Annotated in this window: 19 protein-coding genes and 3 pseudogenes; 7 read left to right on the top strand and 15 right to left on the bottom strand. The window is 69.3% G+C overall.

What is annotated here, in order from left to right; translation table 11 throughout:
* Positions 1-131 precede the first annotated feature (131 nt).
* From ACFJI0_RS22225 to ACFJI0_RS22265, 9 genes are read right to left on the bottom strand one after another with little or no spacing between them, the layout of a single operon-like run.
* Entirely contained in the window at positions 132-569 is a 438-nt protein-coding gene (locus tag ACFJI0_RS22225) for a hypothetical protein (RefSeq protein WP_382322344.1), read from the bottom strand.
* Positions 566-1,516: a heme ABC transporter ATP-binding protein gene (locus tag ACFJI0_RS22230; protein WP_382322345.1), complete on the bottom strand. Its 951-nt coding sequence runs from the start codon at positions 1,514-1,516 to the stop codon at positions 566-568. Before ACFJI0_RS22230 ends, ACFJI0_RS22225 begins: the two co-directional genes overlap by 4 nt.
* On the bottom strand, positions 1,513-2,595 hold the full coding sequence (locus ACFJI0_RS22235) for a FecCD family ABC transporter permease (RefSeq protein ID WP_382322346.1): 1,083 nt from the start codon (positions 2,593-2,595) through the stop codon (positions 1,513-1,515). Before ACFJI0_RS22235 ends, ACFJI0_RS22230 begins: the two co-directional genes overlap by 4 nt.
* A complete protein-coding gene (locus tag ACFJI0_RS22240; RefSeq protein WP_382322347.1) occupies positions 2,592-3,089 on the bottom strand; it encodes a hypothetical protein in 498 nt (165 codons plus the stop codon). Before ACFJI0_RS22240 ends, ACFJI0_RS22235 begins: the two co-directional genes overlap by 4 nt.
* Complete coding sequence (locus ACFJI0_RS22245) at positions 3,086-3,970, bottom strand: hemin ABC transporter substrate-binding protein (protein WP_382322348.1); 885 nt, start codon at positions 3,968-3,970, stop codon at positions 3,086-3,088. The genes ACFJI0_RS22240 and ACFJI0_RS22245 overlap by 4 nt, the downstream gene beginning before the upstream one ends.
* Before the next feature lie 32 nt (positions 3,971-4,002).
* Positions 4,003-4,410 carry a VOC family protein gene (locus ACFJI0_RS22250; protein WP_382322349.1) on the bottom strand — a complete coding sequence of 136 codons (408 nt, stop codon included), beginning with the start codon at positions 4,408-4,410 and terminating at the stop codon, positions 4,003-4,005.
* Positions 4,407-5,498, bottom strand: a complete 1,092-nt coding sequence (locus ACFJI0_RS22255; protein WP_382322350.1) for a hemin-degrading factor — start codon at positions 5,496-5,498, stop codon at positions 4,407-4,409. The genes ACFJI0_RS22250 and ACFJI0_RS22255 overlap by 4 nt, the downstream gene beginning before the upstream one ends.
* 44 nt (positions 5,499-5,542) lie before the next feature.
* Entirely contained in the window at positions 5,543-5,875 is a 333-nt protein-coding gene (locus ACFJI0_RS22260) for a hypothetical protein (protein WP_382322351.1), read from the bottom strand.
* 19 nt (positions 5,876-5,894) lie between these two features.
* Entirely contained in the window at positions 5,895-8,138 is a 2,244-nt protein-coding gene (locus tag ACFJI0_RS22265) for a TonB-dependent hemoglobin/transferrin/lactoferrin family receptor (protein WP_382322352.1), read from the bottom strand.
* Positions 8,139-8,336: 198 nt separating this feature from the next.
* Here ACFJI0_RS22265 and bfr point away from each other — a divergent pair, with 198 nt between their 5' ends.
* The 3 genes from bfr (at position 8,337) to ACFJI0_RS22280 (ending at position 11,735) form a co-directional block, all read left to right on the top strand.
* On the top strand, positions 8,337-8,813 hold the full coding sequence (bfr, locus tag ACFJI0_RS22270) for a bacterioferritin (RefSeq protein WP_382152838.1): 477 nt from the start codon (positions 8,337-8,339) through the stop codon (positions 8,811-8,813).
* A 141-nt stretch (positions 8,814-8,954) separates the two neighbouring features.
* On the top strand, positions 8,955-9,179 hold the full coding sequence (locus tag ACFJI0_RS22275) for a bacterioferritin-associated ferredoxin (RefSeq protein ID WP_382322353.1): 225 nt from the start codon (positions 8,955-8,957) through the stop codon (positions 9,177-9,179).
* 228 nt (positions 9,180-9,407) lie between these two features.
* On the top strand, positions 9,408-11,735 hold the full coding sequence (locus ACFJI0_RS22280; RefSeq protein WP_382322354.1) for an NADP-dependent malic enzyme: 2,328 nt from the start codon (positions 9,408-9,410) through the stop codon (positions 11,733-11,735).
* A 21-nt stretch (positions 11,736-11,756) separates the two neighbouring features.
* Here the strand turns inward: ACFJI0_RS22280 and ACFJI0_RS22285 are convergent, their stop codons facing one another.
* Complete coding sequence (locus ACFJI0_RS22285; protein ID WP_382322355.1) at positions 11,757-11,957, bottom strand: hypothetical protein; 201 nt, start codon at positions 11,955-11,957, stop codon at positions 11,757-11,759.
* On the opposite strand from ACFJI0_RS22285, the gene ACFJI0_RS22290 reads away from it, so the two are divergent.
* Positions 11,956-12,378 carry a ribonuclease domain-containing protein gene (locus tag ACFJI0_RS22290; RefSeq protein ID WP_382152827.1) on the top strand — a complete coding sequence of 141 codons (423 nt, stop codon included), beginning with the start codon at positions 11,956-11,958 and terminating at the stop codon, positions 12,376-12,378. The genes ACFJI0_RS22285 and ACFJI0_RS22290 overlap by 2 nt on opposite strands.
* Before the next feature lie 54 nt (positions 12,379-12,432).
* Positions 12,433-12,828: pseudogene (locus ACFJI0_RS22295) on the top strand (barstar family protein); the annotation flags it as partial.
* A 196-nt stretch (positions 12,829-13,024) separates the two neighbouring features.
* Here the strand turns inward: ACFJI0_RS22295 and rsmA are convergent.
* The 4 genes from rsmA to ACFJI0_RS22315 are packed head-to-tail and all read right to left on the bottom strand — an operon-like array spanning position 13,025 to position 17,677.
* A complete protein-coding gene (gene rsmA, locus ACFJI0_RS22300) occupies positions 13,025-13,798 on the bottom strand; it encodes a 16S rRNA (adenine(1518)-N(6)/adenine(1519)-N(6))-dimethyltransferase RsmA (protein WP_382322356.1) in 774 nt (257 codons plus the stop codon).
* A gap of 34 nt (positions 13,799-13,832) precedes the next feature.
* Positions 13,833-15,218: a peptidylprolyl isomerase gene (locus ACFJI0_RS22305; protein ID WP_382152822.1), complete on the bottom strand. Its 1,386-nt coding sequence runs from the start codon at positions 15,216-15,218 to the stop codon at positions 13,833-13,835.
* Positions 15,211-15,486: a hypothetical protein gene (locus tag ACFJI0_RS22310; protein ID WP_382322357.1), complete on the bottom strand. Its 276-nt coding sequence runs from the start codon at positions 15,484-15,486 to the stop codon at positions 15,211-15,213. The genes ACFJI0_RS22305 and ACFJI0_RS22310 overlap by 8 nt, the downstream gene beginning before the upstream one ends.
* On the bottom strand, positions 15,425-17,677 hold the full coding sequence (locus ACFJI0_RS22315; protein WP_382322358.1) for an LPS-assembly protein LptD: 2,253 nt from the start codon (positions 17,675-17,677) through the stop codon (positions 15,425-15,427). Before ACFJI0_RS22315 ends, ACFJI0_RS22310 begins: the two co-directional genes overlap by 62 nt.
* Before the next feature lie 144 nt (positions 17,678-17,821).
* On the opposite strand from ACFJI0_RS22315, the pseudogene ACFJI0_RS22320 reads away from it, so the two are divergent.
* A pseudogene (locus ACFJI0_RS22320) lies at positions 17,822-18,914 on the top strand (aminoglycoside phosphotransferase family protein).
* A 2-nt stretch (positions 18,915-18,916) separates the two neighbouring features.
* Positions 18,917-19,653: pseudogene (locus ACFJI0_RS22325) on the top strand (16S rRNA (uracil(1498)-N(3))-methyltransferase).
* A 5-nt stretch (positions 19,654-19,658) separates the two neighbouring features.
* Here the strand turns inward: ACFJI0_RS22325 and ACFJI0_RS22330 are convergent.
* Positions 19,659-21,218, bottom strand: coding sequence for a methyl-accepting chemotaxis protein (locus ACFJI0_RS22330; RefSeq protein WP_382322359.1), 1,560 nt, complete (start codon positions 21,216-21,218; stop codon positions 19,659-19,661).
* Between the last annotated feature and the right edge of the window lie 94 nt (positions 21,219-21,312).

A 21,312-nucleotide genomic window follows, 5' to 3' on the forward strand; every position in this document is an offset into this window, starting at 1 on the left:
CGAAAGCCCGGCGGGCCCGTGTGGGGAGCGACGATATTTCAGCCGTGCGACGTGCCAATGCCTTGGAGGGGGTGCGACCGAACTTCAGCGCAACTTCGGCAGGGTCGGCGCAATTCCTGCCGGAAACGGCGCTACTTGGCGGCTTCGCTGGCGCTGCCGGCGTAGAGCTCGCAGGCCTGGCCGGTGCGGCGGCACTGGCCGTCGGCCTCCAGCCAGGGATGGGCGTGGCCCACACAACCGGTCTGGCAGATCACGCTGCTGGCCTCGGCCATCGCCTGGGCTTCGGCGCGCCCGGCCAGCGGGCGGGCGCGGCGTGACAGCGGCTTCATGACGCCGGCCACGCCCAGGCCCCAGAGCAGGCTGGTGCGCGAGACGATGAGTTGCGCGCGCAGGTGCAGCACCTCGTCTTCCAGCGCCGACACGCGCAAGGCATGGGCGCGCAGCTGCTCGCCCACGCGGCGCTGCAGGCCGGCCACCTGGCGGGTCAGCACACCGTGCTCGATGGCGATCTCGCGCGCGGCCGCGCTGTCGTGGCGCGTGAGCAGGATCGATGGCGGGGTCTGTGTCATGGGCGGTCCTTCCCGGGCAACGGCGGCGCGCCGGCCGCGATGAGCAACTGGGGCACGCCGTCGGCCGCGCGCACGGTGCTGGCCTGCACCTGCCACACGCGCCGCACCAGCGCGGGCCGCAGCACGCGCGCGGGCGGGCCGCTGGCCTGCAGCACCCCACCGTCGAGCACCCACACGCGGTCGGCGTAGCGCAGGGCGAGGTTGGGGTCGTGCAGCACGGCGAGCACGCCCACGCCCTGCTCGCGCGCCCAGCGCTGCACGGTGCTCAGGGTCTCGTGCTGGTGGCGCAGGTCGAGCGCGGCCGTCGGTTCGTCGAGCAGCAGCCAGCGCGGCGCACCGTCGGCGCGCGGCGCCCAGATCTGCGCCATCACGCGCGCCAGCTGCGCGCGCGCGCGTTCGCCGCCGCTCAGGCTGCTGATGCTGCGCTCGGCCATGCCGGCCACACCGGTGGCCTGCATCGCGGCCTGCACGATGGCGGCCTCGTTGGGAGACGGTTGCAGGTGGTGCGGGTAGCGACCGAGCTCCACCACGTCCCGCACGCGGAAGTCGAAGGCCACGGCCGTCTCCTGCGGCAGCACCGCGCGGTGGCGCGCGAGCTGGTGCACGGTCGCGGGCGTGACCGCCAGGCCGTTGAGCGTCACGCGGCCGCTGTCGGGCGCGCGCAGGCCCGCGAGCACCGAGAGCAGGGTGGACTTGCCCGCGCCGTTGGGGCCGAGGATGGCACCGACCTCACCGGGCGCGAGTTGCAGCCGCACGCCCTGCAGCAGGGTGCTGGGGCCGGCGCGCACGCCCACGTCCAGCGCGCACAGGCCCTGCCCCTCGTCCAGGGCGGGCGTGTCGATGCCGGGTTCGGCGTCCTCGTCGTCGTCCAGCCACAGCGGGCGTTCGCCGGCCGGCAGTTCACCGCAGGCGCTGCGCCAGTCGGCGTCGAGCAGGCGCGCGTTCACAGGCGCCTCCCGTGCGCGCCGCGCAGCAGGAGCAGGAAGAAGGGCACGCCCACCACCGCGGTGAGCACGCCCAGCGGCAGCTCGGCCGGTTGCAGGAGGGTGCGCGCGACCGCGTCGGCCAGCAGCACCAGCACCGCGCCCAGCAGGGCCGAGCCGGGCAGCACCCAGCGGTGGTCGGGCCCGGCCACCAGGCGCACCATGTGTGGCGCCACCAGGCCGATGAATCCGATGATGCCGGTGGTGGCGGTGACCGCGCCCACGGCCAGCGCCGTGACCACGATGGCGATCTGCTTCACGCGCTCGACCGACACGCCCAGCAGCACCGCCTGCGCCTCGCCCAGCGCGAGCGCGTTGAGCGGGCGCGCCAGCCGCAGCCCGATCCCTCCGGCCACGAGCGTGATGCCGCCCACCAGCGCGACGGCGCTCCAGCGCGCGCCGCCCAGGCTGCCGAGCAGCCAGAACTGCAGGTTGCGCAGCTGTTCGTCGGTGCGCAGGAAACTCAGCAGGCCCAGCCCCGCGCCGGCCAGCGCGTTGACCGCGATGCCGGCCAGCAGCATCAGCCCCACGCGCGTGCCGCCTTCGCCGCGCGAGAGCAGGTAGATCAGCACGGTGACCGCCAGGCCGCCGCCGAAGGCCATGAGCACCAGCGTCCAGCTGCCCAGCGAACGCGGCAGGTCGGGGAACCAGAGGTTGCCCATGACGATGGTGGCGCCCGCCGCGAGCGCCGCGCCGCTGCTCACGCCGATCAGGCCCGGGTCGGCCAGCGGGTTGCGGAACAGGCCCTGCATGAGCGCGCCGGCCAGGCCCAGGCCGGCCCCGGCGGCCAGGCCCAGCACCAGGCGCGGCAGCCGGATGTTGAAGAACACCAGCTCGGCGCCGCTGCCGCCGGGCGCGGTGGTGGTCACCGCGCCCAGCAGCACGCCCGGCAACTCGCTCAGCGGCAGGCTGTAGGCGCCCTGGCCCGCCGCCCACAGCAGCGTGAGCATCAGCAGCGCGCCCAAACAGAGCAACAGGCTCGGGCCGGAGAGGCGGCGCGGCGTCCAGCGCAGGGCCGCCACCGCCGGCGCGGCCGCGTTCACGAGCGGTCCTCCATGCGCTGCTCGCCGGGCTGGCGCTGCGCCGACACGTCGGGCCACCAGGCCACGCGGTCGATCAGGTGCAGCACGTTGCCGTCGATGTCGCTGAGCGTGAGTTCCCACGCGCCCCAGGGCTGCCAGCGCGGCGACTCGCCTTCGAAGCGGTGCGCGTGCAGCGGCTTGCGCCCGCCCAGGCCGGTGCGGCAGGGGCGCAGCACGGCCGCGCGCAGGCTGGCGTGCAGCACGTGGATGCGCGGCACCTCGACGCGGTGGTGGCCGGGCGCGAAGCCCCGGTCGCCCGGCGTGGGCCGTTCCCAGCGCCCAGGCGTGGCGGCGCAGGCCCAGAGCTGCACCTGCAGCGGGCCGTGCGCCACCAGCGCGCACACGCCGGGAATGTGCTGCCGGCATTCGAAGCCCAGCACCTCGGTGTAGTCGGCCACCGCGCGGTGCAGGTCGGGCGTGCGCACGTTGGCGAGGTCGTGGCGCACGGCGTTCATGTCTTCACCACCTGGTCGTGCAGGCGCCCCACCACCTCGGGCAGGCGCGGGCCGAAGCCGAGCAGCTCCAGCGCGTCCAGGTGCACCAGGGTCTTGGCGGACGTGCGGCGCTGGAAAGCCGGCGTGAGCGCGAGTTCGGGGCGCTGCCAGAACTTCGCTTCGCCGCCGATGGCTTCGATGCCTTGCGTGGTGGTCAGGATCAGGTCGGGCGCGGCCTGCGCCATGGCCTCGGCCGTCATCGGCCGGTAACCCTGGAAACCGCCGAGCGCGTTGCGCGCGCCGATGAAGCGGATCAGCGCATCGGCCGCCGTCTTCTCGCCCGAGACCTGCGGGCTGCCGCTGTGCGAGAGCACGAACAGGATCTTCGGCCCCGGACCCTTGGCGGCTTGCACGCGCGCGCTCACGGCCTGCCAGCGCGCATCGAGCCGGGCCTGCAGCTCGCGCGCGGCGGCTTCGCGGTTCGAGGCGCGGCCCACGGCGGCGATCTTGCGGCGCACCTCGTCCCAGGTGTGGTCGGACGCCACCAGCTCCACGCGCACACCGGCGCTGCGCAGCTGGTCGATCACCACCGGTGGGCCGGCGTCGGTGCCGGCGATCAGCGCGTCGGGCCGCAGCGCGAGCAGGCCTTCGGCCGAGAGCTGGCGCATGTAACCCACCTTGGGCGTGGCCTGCGCCGCCGCCGGGTACAGACTGGTGGTGTCGGTGCCGACCAACTGGTCCTGCGCGCCCAGCGCGTAGACCACCTCGGTGATGCCGCCGCCCACCGTGATGAGACGCGGTGCAGGGGGGGCCGCCATCAGACCCAGGGGCGACCCCGCTGCCGCCATGGCCGAGAGGGCCTGCAGCGCGCGCCGGCGCGAGAGGGAGGAGGAATTGAACATCGGGGGTTCCCTGGAAACTGGAGAAAAGGCGTTCAGGGCAGACGGCCCACCGGCGCGAAGCCGGGCGTGTTCTGCCCGATGTGCCAGCACACGCCCGAGGGGTCGATCACCACGAACTCGGTGATGCCCCAGGGCTGCGCCGTCACCGGCGTGATGCGCGCGCCGTAACGGCCCGCGAGGTCCTGCGCCTCGACGTGCGCGCGCCAGGCGTGCACATCGGTCACCAGCAGGTGCATGACGAGGTTCTCGGCCAGCGCCTGTTCGTAGAAGTCCTGCAGCAGGAAGGGACAGTCGCCGACGCAGAAGTACGCCACGCCCCCACCCTCGGAACGCTGGGTGAAGCCCAGGTCGGCGTAGAAGCGCTTGGACAGCGCGAAGTCCTTCGCCGGCACGAAGGCCTTGATCTCGACGGCCTGCAGGGCGGCGGCGGCGGTGCTCATGCGGTCACCGCGCCGCTCGGCTGACCCGCGGCGGCGGCCTGCAGGTGCGCGACGATGTGGCGCCAGGCCTGCAGCTCGCTCTGGCCGGGCTTGCGCGCACCGAAGAACATGGCCATGAGTTCACCGCGCGCGTCGAAGGCCTCCACCGAGGTGACGACGCCGTCGCTGGTCGGCTTCTCGACCACCCACACGTCCTGGATCAGGTCCTCGCGCAGGTGCAGGTTGAAGCCGGGGTCGAGCACGTTGAGCCAGGCCTTGCCCTGGATCTCCATCGGCTCCACGCGCTTCACCGGCCCGGTGTGGATCTGGATGCAGCCCGGGCTGCCCACGAAGACCATGATGGGCGTGCCATCGAAGGCCGCTTCCATCAACAGCTCGCGCACCGCCGCCTTTTCCACGCGGTGCGTGTAGCGGCCCTCGACCAGGCGAAAGCCCTGCTGGCGCTCCAGGCCGAACTGCTTGAGCAGCGGGAAGAACTGGTGCGTGTCGGTCATCGCACCCCAGGCGGTGCCGAACGCGTTGGCGTCCACCAGGGGCTGGGGCGAGGCCGTGCCGGCCGTGTCGCGCGCCACGAATTCGATGTCGCGCTGATCGTCGCTGTGCGCGGCGATCACGCGCTGCCACGCGGCCAGGTCGGTCTGCTCGCGCACGTAGATCTTGTGCACGGCCACGCCGTGGCGGTCGAAGAACTGCAGGCTGGGCGTGCCCATGCCGGGCTGCGACTTGAGCGCCTCGGCCACCACGAAGCCCGCGTGCCACTGGTTGAAGAACAGGCGCAAGTCGATCTGCTCGCCCAGCGCCAGGCCCACGGGCCCGCTGGCCGAGACCTTCTGGTACACGCCGGTCTTCTCGTGCACCACGCTCTCGTTGCGCGTGAGGGCCATCAACGGGCCGCAGGCTTCGAGCGACTGCAGCAGGCCCAGCCAGTCGGGCTTGAGCGCGATGGCCTGCAGCGGCGCGCCGTGCGCGCCGCGGTGCGCGGCGATGGCCGCGCCTTCGCTCAGGCCCAGCGCTTCGGCGGCCTCCTTGGCCCGCAGGCCGCTGGCGCGCATGCCCTGGAAGGCGGTTCGGATGTCGTGGGCATTCATGTGCTTCTCCTGGAAGTGGGGTGGGGCCGGCGCGCGTCGGTCGGTCACTGCACGCGGGCGGGAACGGGGTGCCACAAGGGCGTGGGCGTGGCTTCGACGGCCATGGCCTCGGCGGTGTGCTCCAGCTCGAGCTGCCAGCGCGTGCGCAGGTTGGCCAGCATGGTCTGCATCGGCGGCGAGAGCTGCGGGTGCGCCGAGAGGTACAGCAGGTTGGACACCAGCTTGCGCGCCATGCACGGGCGGTGCGGGCAGTCGCGCGCGCTCTGCGCGTAGCCGGTCATCAGCGCCAGGGTGCCCGCGAGCAAGGCCTCCACGCTGGGCAGGGTGTACTCCTCGTCGGCGGTCGTCTCGGTGTGGTGGTCGGCTGCGGCGGGCATGGTGGCTCCTGTGAGGTGGCTAGAAGTCGGTGACGAGCGCCACCGAGAAGCTGCGGCCTGGCGCGGTGTAGGCGTCGAGCACGGGCGAGTTCGCGGCCACGCCGACGACGTTGGTCCACTCCCAGTACTTGCGGTCCGTCACGTTGTGGATCGCGGCGCTGAGCCGCGTGGCCTTGCTGACCTGCCAGCTCGCGCGCAGGTCCAGCGTGGTGGACGAAGGCGGTGCAAACTGGTTGGCCAGGTTGGCGTAGTTGATGTCGCTGGTGGACTTCTTCATCGTGTGCGCGACCACGGCGCCCAGCTTCCAGTCGCCCACGCGCTGGTCCACGCCGAGCAGCAGGCGCGCCGGGTTGACCGTGTTCAGCGGTGCGCCCAGGCGGGTGTCCTTGCCCTTGGTCTGCGCATAGGCCAGGCGCAGGTCGGTGGCCGGGCCGAGCGCGAACTTGCCCTTGAGTTCGAAACCGCTCAGGCGCACCTGGCCGCGGTTGACGGCCTGGTAGGTCAGGGGGTTGAGCGGGTTGCCCGCCTGGCCGCCCACCACCACGAGCTCTTCGATGAAGTCCTTGTAGCGGCCGGTGAACACGGCGGCCTCCCACTGCACCGGACCCACCTTGTCGCGCGCGCCGAGCTCCAGCGTGCGGCTGCTCTCGGGTTTGAGGTTGGGGTTGGGAATCGTGCGGTAGCTCGCGAGCGTGTTCTGGAAGTAGTTGTTGAGCTGCAGCGCGCTCGGCGCCTTGAAGCCGGCCGCGAGGTTGGCGAACAGGTTCAGCTCGGCGCCAGGGCGGAAGATCGCGCCCAGCTTGGGCGAGAGCGCCGAGTCCGACAGACTGGCCGGCTGCAGCGGGTACAGCGGACTGCCCTTGGCCTTGAGATCGAAACGGTCGTAGCGCAGCGCCGGGATGATGCTCCAGCGCTCGCTGGCGAACTCGCTCTGCACGAACAGCGCGGTGTTGGTCTCGCTGGTGGACGGGAAGCGCTTGAGCGGGTAGCTCTCGTAGGCGGGCGCACCCACGCCGGTGACGATGTTGTCCATCTTCGCGACCGACACGTCCACGCCGTAGACCAGCTTCTGCCCCCAGTCGGCGCCCAGCGATCGGGCCTTCTCGGCCTGCAGCACGCCTTGCCAGAGCTTCTCGGTGTAGGTCACGTCGCGCACGCGGTAGGTGGGCGCGGCGCTGCGCCGCTCGGTCGAGACCTCCTGCGATTCGGCCTGCTGGTAGCCCACGGTGGCGCGCAACTCGTCGGCCCAGGCCGAGCTCACCTTGAAGCGGCCGTCCCAGCTCAGGCGCGTGCGCTCCATGTCGGTGGTGCCGTCCACGTCCTGCGTGGTGACGCCCATGCTGGTCGCGCGGGCCGTGTAGGCCTCGACCTCGCCCGACTTGTCCACGTGTTCCAGCGTGAGGGTGTGGCGCTGGCCCGCGCCGGGGGTGAGCACCACCTTGCCCAGCAGCGAGACGTTCTTGTCCTTCTGCGGGTTGGGCGCGGTGCGCGTGCTGTTGAGCGATTCGTTGGTGCCCTGGTTGTCCAGCTCGCCGCTGCGACCGACCTGCACGCTGCCCAGCCATTGCAGCGTGTCGTTCGGCGCGCCGACCAGCGTGACACCGACGCCGCGGCTGTCATCTTCGCTGTCGGCCTTGAGCCCCACGCGGCCACCGAAGGTCTTGCCCGGCTGGAGCAGGTCCTTGGGTTCGGTGGTGAACATCGCGACCATGCCGGCCAGGCCATCGGAACCATACAGCGCGGAGTTCGCGCCCCGCACGATTTCCACGCGCGAGATCAGGCCCAGGTCGTAGTAGTCGCGGCCGAACGAGGCCGAGCCGAACACGCCGCTGGAGAGTTCGCGCGGCACGCGGATGCCGTCGACCGTGAGCAGCACGCGGTTGCCTTCGAGACCCCGCAGGTTGAAGCCCGCGTTGCCATCGCGCCCGGTCGAGCCGGTGACGCCGCCGAAGCGCTGCGGCGCGCGGCGCACGCTCATGTTGGGCACCTCGCGCACGAGGTCGCGGATGTCCTGCACGCGCGCGGGGTCGAGGTCCTCGCCCGTGATCACGTCGATGCTGGCGGGCACCTCCTCGATCGCGCGCTCGCTGCGCGAGCCGCTCACCACCAACTCGCGCAAGGTGGATGCCTGAGCCACCTGGGTGGCCTGGGGCGCGGTCTGGGCCAGGGCCGGACCGGACAGCAGGGCGAGGCAGGCCAGGCAGAGCGGGCTGAGTCGCAGGGAAGAAAGGGAAAGGGAGACGGGGGAGCGCAAGGGGGTCAAGACGGCACCTGGATCCAGAGGGTGGAGGACAAGGCTGGCGTCACGACCTCAGGCGGGCTGCCGGGTGCGGGCTGGCTGGAGGATCGATTATATGCGAACGATTCTCATTTGCAAGACGTACCGATTCTCAGCACTGAATTGATAGCGCGCTCCGCGCACAATGCGCGCCTGTCAACCAAAAACGAAAGGAGTGGTCCCATGAAAGGCGACGCCCAAGTCATCACCCATCTGCAAGCGCAGCTCAAGAACGAGCTCACCGCCATCAACCAGTATTTCGTCCACTACCGCATGCTCAAGCACTGGGGCCTGGACAAGCTGGCGGCCAAGGAATACGAAGAGTCGATCGGCGAAATGAAGCACGCCGACAAGCTCATGGACCGCATCTTCACGCTCGACGGCCTGCCCAACCTGCAGGACCTGGGCAAGCTGCACATCGGCGAGGACGTGCCCGAGATCCTCAAGAGCGACCTGGGCCTGGAAACCGGCGCGCAGAAGACCATCAAGGACGGCATCGCCCACTGCGAATCGGTGCGCGACTACGTCTCGCGCGACCTGCTGCAGACGATCCTGGACGACACGGAAGAGCACATCGACTTCCTGGAAACCCAGATCGACCTGCTGGACAAGGTGGGCATCCAGAACTACCTGCAGAGCCAGATGGGCTCGGTCAGCTGACCGCTCCCGCCCCAGGCCGTTCCCTTCTTGCCACAGAGCCCCGCCTTTTCGCGGGGCTTTTTTTGGTCTTTTGAATACGATCAATTATCATTTGCGCACACGTTCACCTTGAACCACCCTTTTTCCGTCCCGCCCAGCCCCATGATCGTTTGCGTTTGCCACCGAGTCAGTGACCAGACCATCGCACGTTGTGCGCGGTCCGGCATGGCATTCGACGACATCCAGCTCGAGCTGGGCGTGCGCACCCAGTGCGGCCAGTGCGAGTCCTGCGCGCGCACCCTGTGGTCGGAGTGCACACCCCACCAGTCGGTGGTGCACCTGCAGCTGCACCCCACCACCCTGCCCGCCCAGGCCGCTGCGGCCTGAGCACCGCAGGGCTTTCCCCCTCCTGACTTTCCCTGCCCGGCCCGCATCGGGCGAAATCGCTGCCGCATACTGCGGCTGGTGGTGTTGGCCTTCGCCATTCCTTCCCGAAAAGTCACAGGCACCCGAACGCTTTACGCGGTTTCACTCACTAGGGTTTTCCCGCCCGGCGCTTTAGAATGCGCAATTCCTTTCCGCATCGCAAGATAACGACCCGCTGGAGACAAGAGCATGAGCATGGAAAACAGCCCTGAGAACAAGCGCGCCGAGCTGCGCCGAGCCGCCCTCGAATACCACGAGTTCCCAGTCCCCGGCAAGGTGTCGATCGCCGCCACCAAGCAGCTCACCAACCAGCGCGACCTCGCCCTGGCCTACTCGCCCGGTGTGGCGGCGCCCTGCGAAGAGATCGTGGCCAACCCGGTCAACGCCTACAAGTACACCGCCCGCGGCAACCTCGTGGCGGTCATCACCAACGGCACCGCCGTGCTCGGCCTGGGCGACATCGGCCCGCTGGCGGCCAAGCCGGTGATGGAAGGCAAGGGCGTGCTCTTCAAGAAGTTCGCCGGTGTCGACGTGTTCGACATCGAGATCAACGAGAAGGACCCGGTGAAGCTGGTCGAAGTGATCGCCGCGCTGGAGCCGACCTTCGGCGCGATCAACCTCGAGGACATCAAGGCGCCGGACTGCTTCTACGTCGAGCGCGAACTGCGCAAGCGCATGAAGATCCCCGTGTTCCACGATGACCAGCACGGCACGGCCATCACGGTGGCGGCGGCGATGCTCAACGGCCTGAAGGTCGCGGGCAAGGACATCGGTCAGGTCAAGCTGGTGACCTCGGGCGCGGGCGCGGCGGCGCTGGCCTGCCTGAACCTGCTGCTCAAGGTCGGGCTCAAGCGCGAGAACGTGTTCGTCACCGACCTGGCCGGGGTGGTCTATGAGGGCCGAGAGGAACTCATGGACGACGACAAGCGCCAGTACATGCAGAAGACCGACAAGCGCAAGCTCGCCGAAGTGATCGTCGGCGCCGATGTGTTCCTCGGCCTCTCGGCCGGCGGCGTGCTCAAGCCCGAGATGGTGGCGTCGATGGCGGCCAAGCCGGTGATCTTCGCGCTGGCGAACCCGAACCCCGAGATCGCACCCGAGGACGCGCACGCGGTGCGCAACGACGTCATCATGGCCACGGGCCGCACCGACTACCCGAACCAGGTCAACAACGTCCTGTGCTTCCCCTACATCTTCCGCGGCGCGCTCGACGCGGGCGCCTCCACCATCACCGATGAGATGGAGATCGCCGCGGTGCACGCCATTGCCGAGCTGGCGCAGGCCGAGCAGAGCGAGGTGGTCGCGGCGGCCTATGCCGGCGAGAAGCTGGCCTTCGGTCCCGAGTACCTGATCCCCAAGCCGTTCGACCCGCGCCTGATGATGAAGATCGCGCCGGCCGTGGCGCAGGCCGCGGTCGACAGCGGCGTGGCCCAGCGGCCGGTGCCCGACATGGCGGCCTACCGCGAGAAGCTGCAGAGCTTCGTGTTCGCCTCGGGCACCATCATGAAGCCGATCTTCTCGGCGGCGAAGGCCGCGGCCCGCAAGCGCGTGGCCTACGCCGAAGGCGAAGAAGAACGGGTGCTGCGCGCCTGCCAGATCGTGGTGGACGAAGGCCTGGCCCGTCCCACGCTGATCGGCCGCCCGGCCATCATCGCCCAGCGCATCGAGAAGTTCGGCCTGCGCCTGCGCGAGGAACTGGACTACGACGTCGTCAACGTCGAGCAGGACGACCGCTACCGCGACTTCTGGCAGACCTACCACCGCATGACCGAGCGCAAGGGCGTGACCCAGCAGCTCGCCAAGATCGAGATGCGCCGGCGCCTCACGCTGATCGGCGCCATGCTGCTGCACAAGGGCGAGGTGGACGGCCTGATCTGCGGCACCTGGGGCTCCACCCAGCACCACCTGAAGTACATCGACCAGGTGATCGGCAAGCGCGAGGGCGGCAGCCCCAGCACCGCCCAGGACGTGCGCATCTACGCCTGCATGAACGGCCTCATGCTGCCCGGCCGCCAGGTGTTCCTGGTCGACACACACGTCAACTACGACCCCACGCCCGAAGAGCTGTGCGAGATCACGGTGATGGCGGCCGAGGAAATGCTGCGCTTCGGCCTGCAACCCAAGGCGGCCCTGCTGTCTCACTCCAACTTCGGCTCCAGCGACGAACCCAGCGCCATCAAGATGCGCCGCACGCTGGCGCTGCTGCGCGAGCAGGCGCCCTGGCTGGAGGCCGACGGCGAAATGCACGGAGATGTGGCACTGGACCCCAACGCGCGCCACACCCTGATGCCCAACTCCACGCTGAAGGGCCCCGCCAACCTGCTGGTGCTGCCCAACATCGATGCCGCCAACATCGCCTACAACCTGCTCAAGACCGCGGCGGGCGGCAACATCGCGGTCGGGCCGGTGCTGCTGGGGGCCGACAAACCGGTGCACATCCTCACCGCCAGCGCCACCGTGCGTCGCATCGTCAACATGACAGCCCTCACCGTGGCGGATGCCAACGTCTCGCGTTGATGCCTCCCAAACAAGCAAGCGCTAACTTTTACACACATTCTCGGCGCGGAGATTTGCTGAATATTTCAGCAGGCGCTTGCTTTTCCCCCCCGGCTCAGGCACACTAGCGCGCTTGGATTTCAGGGTTAACCCGCCCTCCAGTGCGACGCAAAATAATGCTTTGGCATTGCTTTCAGAAGGTGCTGGCGGCGGGTTGATGTCTTCAGGAGCTGGGAATTTCATGGGTCTGAAACAGATCCGGGCTCGTGTCGGGAAGGCCAGGGGAGTGGCCCTCGCCGCCGTTCTGGCGGCGGTACTGGGCACCATTGCGGTGCAGGCCCGCGCCCCGAATGCTTCATGGTCCGATCCGGGTGCCGCGTCGGTGGTGGTCACGGGACTGCCGCCGCAAGGTCAGGACGTGATGAACCAGATCCGGCAAGGCGGGCCCTTCCGATACGACAAGGACGGCTCGGTGTTCGGCAACCGCGAACGCCTTCTGCCCAGCGAGAAGCGCGGGTACTACCGGGAATACACGGTGCCCACGCCGGGTCTGAACCACCGGGGAGCCCGGCGGATCGTGTGTGGCGGGTTGAAGCCCCGGGCCCCTGAAGCGTGTTATTACACCGAAGACCACTACAGCAGCTTTCGGCTGATCGTGCAGTGAACCTTCGGTGGTGTGAACGGATTTTTAACTTTGACCTTAGAAAGAGACGCGGAGATGGACACGCCACTTCGTAACGTACGCCCCAACATCGTTCAGTCGATTCGCGCCCATGGCGTGAAAGACCTGCAGGCCGCGGCCGAGCACCTGGGGCATCACTTCCTGTACGCCAACCTGGCCAAGGCCCAGAGCAAGCAGGACGTGTTGGAGTTGATCGCTGCCCAGTACACCTTGCCGTCGCACTTCGGCAAGAACTTCGACGCGCTCTACGACTGCATGACCGACATGGTCCACAAGTCGGGCCCGCAAACCGGCTTCATCGTGGTGCTGGAGCACATTCCGGCGCACGCCAAGTTCGACAAGGAAGCGCGCGAGCAGCTGCTCGACATCTTCCGCGACGCCGCCGACTACTGGTCGGACCGAAAGATCCCGTTCCGCTGCTTCTATTCGTTCTCCGTGGCGCGCGCGCCCAAGGGCGAAGAGCCGATCGAAGTGCAGACCGACGAGCCCATGCCCACCGACAAGATTCTGGACGTGAGCCCGATGGCGCTGCGCATGAGCAGCCCGTTCAACGCGGGTTACTGGCTGGCCGCCGCCTGATCGCGGTCGTCCCGCTCGCCCAAAAGCCGCTGCAGCCCAGCGGCTTTTTTCATGCCTTTGTGGGGGTGGCCTGCGCCAGCGCGACGTATTCGCTCACCGGCACCTCTTCGGCCCGGCGTTGCAGGTCGAAGTCGCCCGCGAAGCCTTGTTCGTCGAGCCAGCGGCCCAGGGTGTTGCGCAGGATCTTGCGGCGCTGGCTGAACGCCACCTGAACCATCGCCCCATAGCGGGCCACGTCCAGCGCGGGCGGCGCGGCCAGCGGCACCATGCGCACGATGGCGCTGTCCACCCGGGGAGGTGGATCGAAACTCTCCGGCGGCACGAACAGCACGTTGTCCATCGCGTAGCGCCACTGCAGCATCACCGACAGGCGGCCATAGTCCGCCGTGGCGGGGCGCGCCACCATGCGGTCGATCACCTCTTTCTGCAGCATGAAGTGCTGGTCCTGCACGACCGCGACTTGGTCGAGCAGGTGGAACAGGATGGGCGTGGAGATGTTGTAGGGCAGGTTGCCCACCACGCGCAGGCGCCGCTCGGTGTCCAGCCGCTGGGCCAGCGCGCTGAAGTCCACCTTGAGCACGTCCGACTCGATCACGTCGAGCTGGCCGTGCTCGCGCAGGCGCACGGCCAGGTCGCGGTCGAGCTCGATCACCGTCAACCGGCCCAGGCGCTCCACCAGGGGCTGCGTGAGCGCGGCCAGGCCAGGCCCGATCTCGACCATGGCGTCGCCCGGCGCCGGCGCGATGGCGGCCACGATGGCATCGATGATGGCGCTGTCGGTCAGGAAGTGCTGGCCGAACCGCTTGCGGGCGATGTGCTTCATGCGATGGCTGGCGTCGCGCCGCGCGGCAGTGGCCTCACGGCTGCGGCGGGTCGCGGTACTCGACGTAGGCCCGGCTGCGCGTGTCCTGCGTCCAGACCCGCAAGGCGTCTTCGAGCTTCTTCTCGCGCGCCAGCCCGCGCACCATGTCGCGCTGTTCGCGCTGCGTGAGCGTGGCCTGCCGGCGCTCGTCGACGCGGATCAGGTGCACCCCGAAACGCGACACCAGCGGTGCCGACATCTCGCCCGGGCGCAAGGCGTTCATGGCCTGCTCGAACTCGGGCACGAACATGCCCGGCCCGGCCCAGCCGAGGTCGCCGCCCTGGCTGGCCGAGCCGTCCTGGCTGTGCTCGCGCGCAAGCGCTTCGAAGTTGGCCTGGCCGCTGGCGATCTGCTGGCGGAAACCGGCAAGCCGCGCGACCGCGTCCGCCTGGCTCAGTTGCGGCCCTGTGCGCAGCAGGATGTGGCGCGCCCGGGTCTGCGTGACGACGGCGTCGGGCATGCCCGCCTGCTTTTTCTCGATCACCTTGAGCACGTGAAAGCCGGCCGGGCTGCGCAACGGTCCGGCCACGCCGCCCGCGTTGAGCGTGCGCGTGGCGTCCACGAACAGGGTGGGCAGGCGATTGGCGGGGCGCATGCCGAACAGGCCTCCGTTGGCCCGCTCGGGCGCATCGGACGACTCGCGCGCGAGCTGGGCGAAGTCAGCACCGGCGCGGGCCCGATCGGCCACCCCTTGCGCGCGGGCCTGCAGTTCCTGGATGCGCTCGGGCGTGGCGCCCTCGGGCACCGCCACCAGCACGTGGGCGAGGTTGAGCTCCAGGCTCGCGAGGTCGTTGTTGCCACGCTGCTCGCGGATGAAGTCGTCGATGTCCGCATCGGTCACGCGAACGCGGGAATCAACCTGGCGTTCCTGCACGCGCTGCAACAGGATCTGGTTGCGCAGGTTGTTGCGGAAGCGGTTGATGTCGATGCCTTCGGCCGCCAGGCGGCGCCGAAGCTCGTCGGGGCTGAGCTGGTTCTGCGCCGCGATGGCCTGTTCGGCCTGCGTGACGGCGGCTTCGTCGACCGTGATGCCGAGCTCGCTCGCCTGTTGCGTCTGCGCCCGCTCGTTGATGATCTGTTCCAGCACCTCGCGCACCAGCACGTCGCGCGCCGGCATGGCCGTGCCTTCCTGGGCGATCTGCTGCTCCACGCGCAACAGGCGCTGGCGCACCTCGTTGTTGGTGACCGGCTCGGAATTGACCAGGGCAACGATGAAATCGGCCGTGCCCTGCTGGGTCGGCGTGGCGGCTGCGGTGCTGCGCGGCAGGTTGAGCTGGCCCGTGGACCGCAGGCCTTGCGCCTGGGCGGTGCAGGCCCACATGAGGGGCAAGCACAACAACCAGGTGGACAGGCGTGAGGGGGCGGTGTGGCGATCAGTCATATTGTTGGAACCGGCTGGGCGGGTTGATGTCTTCGCGCAGGTACTGGTAGCGCGGCACGTTGTCCTTCAGCGTCTTCAACGGATTGGAGCCGAGGCGGGAGAAGCCGGAGAACTCCAGCTGGAACAGGATACGCTGATTGGCGGAGGAGGCGCTGCGCTGCAGCCGCTCCAGCACGACGCGCCCGATCCAGCAACCGGCATCGTACTCAAAGCCTGCCACCAGATCGACCACCTTGCGGTCGGGCACGCTGTAGTTGATGCGGCCCACGCTGTACCACTGGCCCGCGCCCAGGCCACGGCCGGGGACGCCAGTTTTCGCGGGCGTTTCCCACAGGTCGTTGAGCGGCCACTGCCAGCCGAAGTCGTACTGCTCGCTGCTGCCGCGCTGCAGGCGGTAGGCCGCGCTGAACACGCGGTAGCGGCTGGGCATGTAGCGCACACCGAGCGTGGTGCGGACCGACTCGCCGGCACCTGGGCTGTACTGGAAGTTGGTGTCGACGGTCCAGCGCGGCGTCCACTGCACGCGCGCTGGCCAGCAGGACGTCGCTCAGACGATCCGTCACTGGCGCACCACCCGACAGGGCACTGGTGTTGGGCAGGAAGACGTTCTGGTCGCGGATCAGGTAACGCTGGGCCAGCCCGACGCGCACGATCTCGGCGCCGGAATCCGGATCGAGCAGGCGCGAACTCGCGCCCACGGTGAAGGCGCGCGTGTCCGAGATGCGATCGTTGCCGCCGAACACGTTCTCCGAGAAGATGGTCGCGAAATTGAAGTCGTTCGCGGCCGAATCGTAATTGGGCAGCAGGCGCTGGTCGCGGTAGGGCGTCCAGGTGAAGAAGGCGCGCGGCTCCAGTGTCTGAACGAACGCGCGGCCAAAATAGCTCGTGTCGCGCTCGAAGATGAGGCCGCTGTCCAGGCTGACCGTGGGCAGCACGCGCGAAGCGGTGCGCGAGCCGTCGGCCAGAGGGTTGTCGAAGTGGTACTGCGTGGCGTGCAGTTGCGCGCGTGGCTTGACGAACCAGCCAGGCGTCTCCCAGCGCCGGCTGAGCTCGGCAATGGCGATCGAGCGCGAACCGTTGGGCTGGCGGGTGAGCAACGGGTTGGACTCGAAGCGGGTGTACTCGCTCAGCACCGAGTAGTCCCAGCCGCTCACGCCCCCGATGCGGCCATCGCCGCGGCTGTAGCGCACGGCGACGGAGGGCAGGCGGTCATACGGCGGCGTGATGGGGGCGTCGATGTCCTGCAGGGTCTGCCAGGTGTAGACGCCAGCGCTGACGGCCCAGGGGCCAAGGCCCCAGCTGTAGACTGCATTGCCCGGGAGCAGGCGGTTGGTAAGCGTGCCGAAAGCGCGTGGGAAATCGCGCCAGTAGTTGTCGTCGCTCACGCGGTTGAGGTCCAGCGACAGGCCAGCCGAGCCGCCCAGGCCCAGGCTGGTGTTGCTCAGGTTCTGGTTGTGCTGCAGCGAATAGCCCCAGCGGTCGGCATCGCGCAAGGGATCGGACGGCAGGAACGCCCCACGCACCTGGCCCACGTAGCTCGGCTGCAGGTAGCGCACCTCGGCACCCAACTCCAGGCCTCGCTTGCTCATCAGCGTCGGGTAGATCGTGGCATCGAGGTTGGGCGCGATGTTGAGGTAGTAGGGCAGCGTCAGCTCGAGCCCATTGATGTTGTCCAGGTTGATCGTGGGCGGCAACAGCCCCGACTTGCGCTTGTCGGTCAGCGGAAAGCTGAAGCGCGGCCAGCCCAGGATGGGCACGCCCTTGAACTCCAGCACCCCGCCGGTGGCGGTGCCCATCTCCTCCACGTTGTCGAAATCGATGCGCGTGGCCCGGACCAGCCAGGCGGGCATCCAGTCGGCGCCTGGCGTGCGCGGGCAGGTAGAGTAGCGGGCCTGGTGCGCTGTCGCATGGTCCTCGCCCAGGAAGTCGAGCCGGCTGGCATCGCCCTTGCCTTCGTTCTGGAGCAGTGTGAAATTGGGTTTTTGGAACTGGCCTTTGAAGGTGTCCACGTTGATCTGCAGCTCGGGACCTTCGAAACGATCGCCATTGCGGTTGATCAGCACGTTGCCGGTGGCCTTGGCCTCGCTGTCGCGCTGGTCGAATTCCAGCCGATCGGCACGGATCACGGTGTCATGCCGGCGCAGTTCGGCATTCCCCTCGACGGTGGTGACGCTGTCGGTCTGCCCTTCGATGCGATCGCCCCGGACGAAGGTCGGCGCCTGCTGGCGCGCGTCCTCCGGCAGACTTTCCTGCAACAGGCGGCTGGGCTTGAGGTGCACGGTGGCTTCATCGCCATCGCCCGACTGCGCGCGCACGGCGCCGGGCACGAACAGCGCGCCCCAGGCCATCACGGCCAGCAGCACATGCACCGCGCGCGCCACAGGCGCCGCCACGAATTGCGGGTTGGCGAGGACTCCGTGCGGGCGCTTGGAGGGCAACGGATCGGTGCGGCGGTTCAAGGGTGGAATTCGGTGGTCCGGCTGCCAGAACGGGCCCGGAGGCCAGTCGCCGCGATGCAGGGGGTTTGTAGAATCAAGGGCGATTATCCACTGCCCGACACCCGGACAGGTCGCACGGCCACCCACGTCCCACCACCCGCCTCCATGAGCCCGTCCCACCCCGCCGTCACCTGGGCCGATCCGGTTCGGGAAGCCGCCTTTCACGCCTGGATACAGCCGCTGGCCGCCCGCCTGGGCCTGCTGCCCGGCACCCTGCGCCCCGCCTCGGCCGACGCGAGCTTTCGCCGCTACCTGCGCCTGGACGCGCAAGCCGGCGGCAGCCTGATCGTGATGGACGCGCCACCGGCGCAAGAGAACTGCCAGCCCTTCGTGCACGTGGCCGGTCTGCTGCGCGAGGCCGGCCTGCTGGTGCCCGAGATCCTGGCTTGGGACGAACCGCAGGGCTTCATGTTGCTGAGCGACCTCGGCCACCAGACCATGCTCGACGGCATCGACGCCGAGAGGCCGCAGGCCAACCACGCGCGCTACATGCAGGCGCTGGACGCGCTGCTGGCCTGGCAGCTGGCCTCCAAACCCGGTGTGCTGCCGCCCTACAACGACACCCTGCTGCGCCGCGAGCTGCAGCTCTTTCCCGACTGGTACCTGGCGCAGCACAAAGGCCTCGCGCTCGATGCCACGCAGGCGCAGACACTGCAGAAGACCTTCGACACCATCGTCGCGCACAACCTCGCGGCGCCACAGGTCTACGTGCACCGCGACTTCATGCCGCGCAACCTCATGTTGCCGCTGCAACCCGGTGATACACCCGCGCGCCAGCTCGGCGTGCTCGACTTCCAGGACGCGGTGCACGGCCCCATCACCTACGACGCTGGCCAGCCTGATGCGCGACGCCTTCCTCAGCTGGGACGAGGACTTCGTGATCGACGTCACCGTGCGCTACTGGGAAAAGGCGCGCGCGGCCGGCCTGATGGACTTCGAGGACTGGCACAGCGACTTCGGCGCTTTCTACCGGGGCGTGGAGTGGATGGGCCTGCAGCGCCACCTGAAGGTGGCCGGCATCTTCGCGCGCCTCACCCTGCGCGACGGCAAACCCAAGTACCTGGCCGACGCGCCGCGCTTCATCGGCTACATCCGACACACGGCGCACCGTTACCGCGCGCTCGGCCCGTTCCTGAAGATGCTCGACGAGATCGAAGGCCTGCAGGCCGCCTCCGGCTACGCCTTCGGGCGCGTCTGAGCATGCCGCGCTTCCACTGCCCGGCGCCACTGCTCGAGGGCCAGCCCCTTGCGCTGCCCGCCGCCGCGGCGCGCCATGTGCAGGTGTTGCGCCTGCAACCCGGTCAGACCATCACGCTGTTCAACGGCCAGGGCGGCGAGTGGGACGCCACCATCACCCGCATGGGCCGCAGCGACGTGGAGGTAGTGCTCGGCGCGCACCACGCCACCGAACGCGAGCCCGCCCGCGCGGTGCACCTGGCGCTGGGCATGCCGGCCAACGAGCGCATGGACTGGCTGGTGGAGAAAGCCGCTGAACTCGGCGCTGCGCCAGCCTGCAGCCGCTGCACACCTCGCACAGTGTGCTGCGCTTGAGTGGCGAACGTGCGACAAAAAAACAGGCGCACTGGCAATCGGTGGCGGTGGCGGCATGTGAACAGTGCGGCGGCAACCGCGTGCCCACGGTGCACCCGGTGAGCGACTTCGCTTCATGGCTGAAGGCGCTTGCGCCCGCCGATGCGGCAACCCCCTCGCTGCGCTGCCTGCTCTCGCTGGCCGAAGGCACGCAGCCGCTGGCGAACGCCTTGGCACAGGCACCGGCCCAGGCGCCGGTCTGCTTCCTCAGCGGCCCCGAAGGGGGCCTGAGCCCGAGCGAAGATGCGCTGGCCCGCGCGGCCGGATTCCTGCCTGTCACGCTTGGGCCGCGCGTGCTGCGCGCCGAGACGGCCGCGCTCGCGGCGCTCACGCTCGCGCTGGGCTGACGCGCTCAGGCCGGCGCGAGCCGGAACACCTGCACGACACCGGCCAGGCGCCGGGCCTGGTCCTTGAGGCTCTCGGCCGCAGCCGCGCTCTCCTCCACCAGCGCCGCGTTCTGCTGCGTCATCTGGTCCAGCTGCGTCACCGCCACGTTCACCTGCCCGATCCCGTCGCTCTGCTCTCCCGCCGCCGCCGTGATCTCCCCGATGATGTCCGAGACCCGCTGCACCGAGCCCACGATCTCGCTCATCGTCTGCCCCGCATCGGCCACCAGCCTGGAGCCCGTCTCCACCTTGTCCACGCTCGCGCCGATCAGCCCCTTGATCTCCTTGGCCGCCTGCGCGCTGCGCTGCGCCAGGTTCCTCACCTCACCGGCCACCACCGCGAACCCACGGCCCTGCTCCCCGGCCCGCGCGGCTTCCACCGCCGCGTTCAGCGCCAGGATGTTGGTCTGGAACGCGATCCCGTCGATCACGCCGATGATGTCGCTGATCTTCTTGCTGCTGTGGTTGATCTCGTCCATGGTCGTGACCACCTGGCCCACCACTTCACCGCCGCGCACCGCGATCTCCGCGGCGCTCGCCGCCAGCTGGTTCGCCTGGCGCGCCGCATCCGCGCTCTGGCGCACCGTGCTGGTGAGCTGCTCCATGCTCGCCGCCGTTTCCTGCAGGTTGCTCGCCGCCTGCTCCGTGCGCGCGCTCAGGTCCTGGTTGCCCGAGGCAATCTCGCCGCTGGCGATCTTCACACCATCGACGCCCTCGCGGATCTCGCTCACGATGCGCGCGAGCCCACTCTGCATGCGCTCGATGCCGGCCAGCACGCGCGCGATCTCGTCGCGCCCCAGGGCCTGCACCTGCGTGCTCAGGTCGCCGCCGGCCACGCGCTCGATCGCGCGCGCCGCCTCGTCCAGCGGGCGCGTGATGCTGCCGCTGACCACGTAACCCAGGCCGAGCGCGAGCACCAGCACCGCCAGCGCGGCCAGCACCGTGACCCACATGGCTTGCCGTTGCAGGCGGGCCAACGCATCGACCATGCCGTCCACGCGCACGCCGACCGCGTTGCTGATCTCGACGAAGGCCTCGTCGGCCGAGCGCACATCGGCCTTGGCCGGCTCCATGGCGCTGTTGGCGCGCCAGGGGTCGTTGATCTCGCCGCGCGTGATGCCCAGGTGGATGGCGTTGACCGCCTCGCGGTACTTCGCGAGGCCCGCGGTCATGCGGTCGAGCGCGGCCTGCTCCTGCGTGTGCAGGCCGGGCCGCAGCTGGGCCAGCTGCCCCAGACCCAGGTCCACCTGCTGTTGCCAGGCCGAGTGGTAGCGCTGCAGGGCCGTTTCGTCGGCCAGGTTGAGAAAGAGGTCCTTCTCATAGCGCCGCATGTTGCCCACGGCGGCGCGCACGTCGCCCAACGACCGCAGGGCGGACACCTCGACCTGCACGAGTTGCTGGCTCGCCGAGACGGCGCGGTCCAGACTGAAGAGCGCCGACAGCGCCACGGTGAGAATGCCCAGCGCGCACAAGGCCAGCAGCAGCGCGAGTTTGGCGCGCACGGAAATGTAGGAAAGCCAGTTCATGGGAGGTCTTTGAGAAGCGGGTGGCGCGAATGCCACCCTTGCTCCTGCTTCGACGCCCGACCGGGCTTCTTGAGCACCGTTACCGCATGCCACC

The sequence above is a fragment of the Hydrogenophaga sp. UC242_53 genome (genome assembly GCF_042696965.1).
Taxonomy (GTDB): domain Bacteria; phylum Pseudomonadota; class Gammaproteobacteria; order Burkholderiales; family Burkholderiaceae_C; genus Hydrogenophaga.

What these genes read in the sequence shown, in the direction of transcription:
- ACFJI0_RS22225 (WP_382322344.1), bottom strand. Translation starts at nt 569, where the DNA reads ATGACACAGACCCCGCCATCGATCCTGCTCACGCGCCACGACAGCGCG.
- rsmA (WP_382322356.1), bottom strand. Translation starts at nt 13,798, where the DNA reads ATGAAGCACATCGCCCGCAAGCGGTTCGGCCAGCACTTCCTGACCGAC.
- ACFJI0_RS22275 (WP_382322353.1), top strand. Translation starts at nt 8,955, where the DNA reads ATGATCGTTTGCGTTTGCCACCGAGTCAGTGACCAGACCATCGCACGT.
- ACFJI0_RS22290 (WP_382152827.1), top strand. Translation starts at nt 11,956, where the DNA reads ATGGGTCTGAAACAGATCCGGGCTCGTGTCGGGAAGGCCAGGGGAGTG.
- ACFJI0_RS22285 (WP_382322355.1), bottom strand. Translation starts at nt 11,957, where the DNA reads ATGAAATTCCCAGCTCCTGAAGACATCAACCCGCCGCCAGCACCTTCT.
- ACFJI0_RS22260 (WP_382322351.1), bottom strand. Translation starts at nt 5,875, where the DNA reads ATGCCCGCCGCAGCCGACCACCACACCGAGACGACCGCCGACGAGGAG.
- ACFJI0_RS22245 (WP_382322348.1), bottom strand. Translation starts at nt 3,970, where the DNA reads ATGTTCAATTCCTCCTCCCTCTCGCGCCGGCGCGCGCTGCAGGCCCTC.
- ACFJI0_RS22305 (WP_382152822.1), bottom strand. Translation starts at nt 15,218, where the DNA reads ATGACTGATCGCCACACCGCCCCCTCACGCCTGTCCACCTGGTTGTTG.
- ACFJI0_RS22250 (WP_382322349.1), bottom strand. Translation starts at nt 4,410, where the DNA reads ATGAGCACCGCCGCCGCCGCCCTGCAGGCCGTCGAGATCAAGGCCTTC.
- ACFJI0_RS22280 (WP_382322354.1), top strand. Translation starts at nt 9,408, where the DNA reads ATGAGCATGGAAAACAGCCCTGAGAACAAGCGCGCCGAGCTGCGCCGA.
- ACFJI0_RS22330 (WP_382322359.1), bottom strand. Translation starts at nt 21,218, where the DNA reads ATGAACTGGCTTTCCTACATTTCCGTGCGCGCCAAACTCGCGCTGCTG.
- ACFJI0_RS22255 (WP_382322350.1), bottom strand. Translation starts at nt 5,498, where the DNA reads ATGAATGCCCACGACATCCGAACCGCCTTCCAGGGCATGCGCGCCAGC.
- bfr (WP_382152838.1), top strand. Translation starts at nt 8,337, where the DNA reads ATGAAAGGCGACGCCCAAGTCATCACCCATCTGCAAGCGCAGCTCAAG.
- ACFJI0_RS22240 (WP_382322347.1), bottom strand. Translation starts at nt 3,089, where the DNA reads ATGAACGCCGTGCGCCACGACCTCGCCAACGTGCGCACGCCCGACCTG.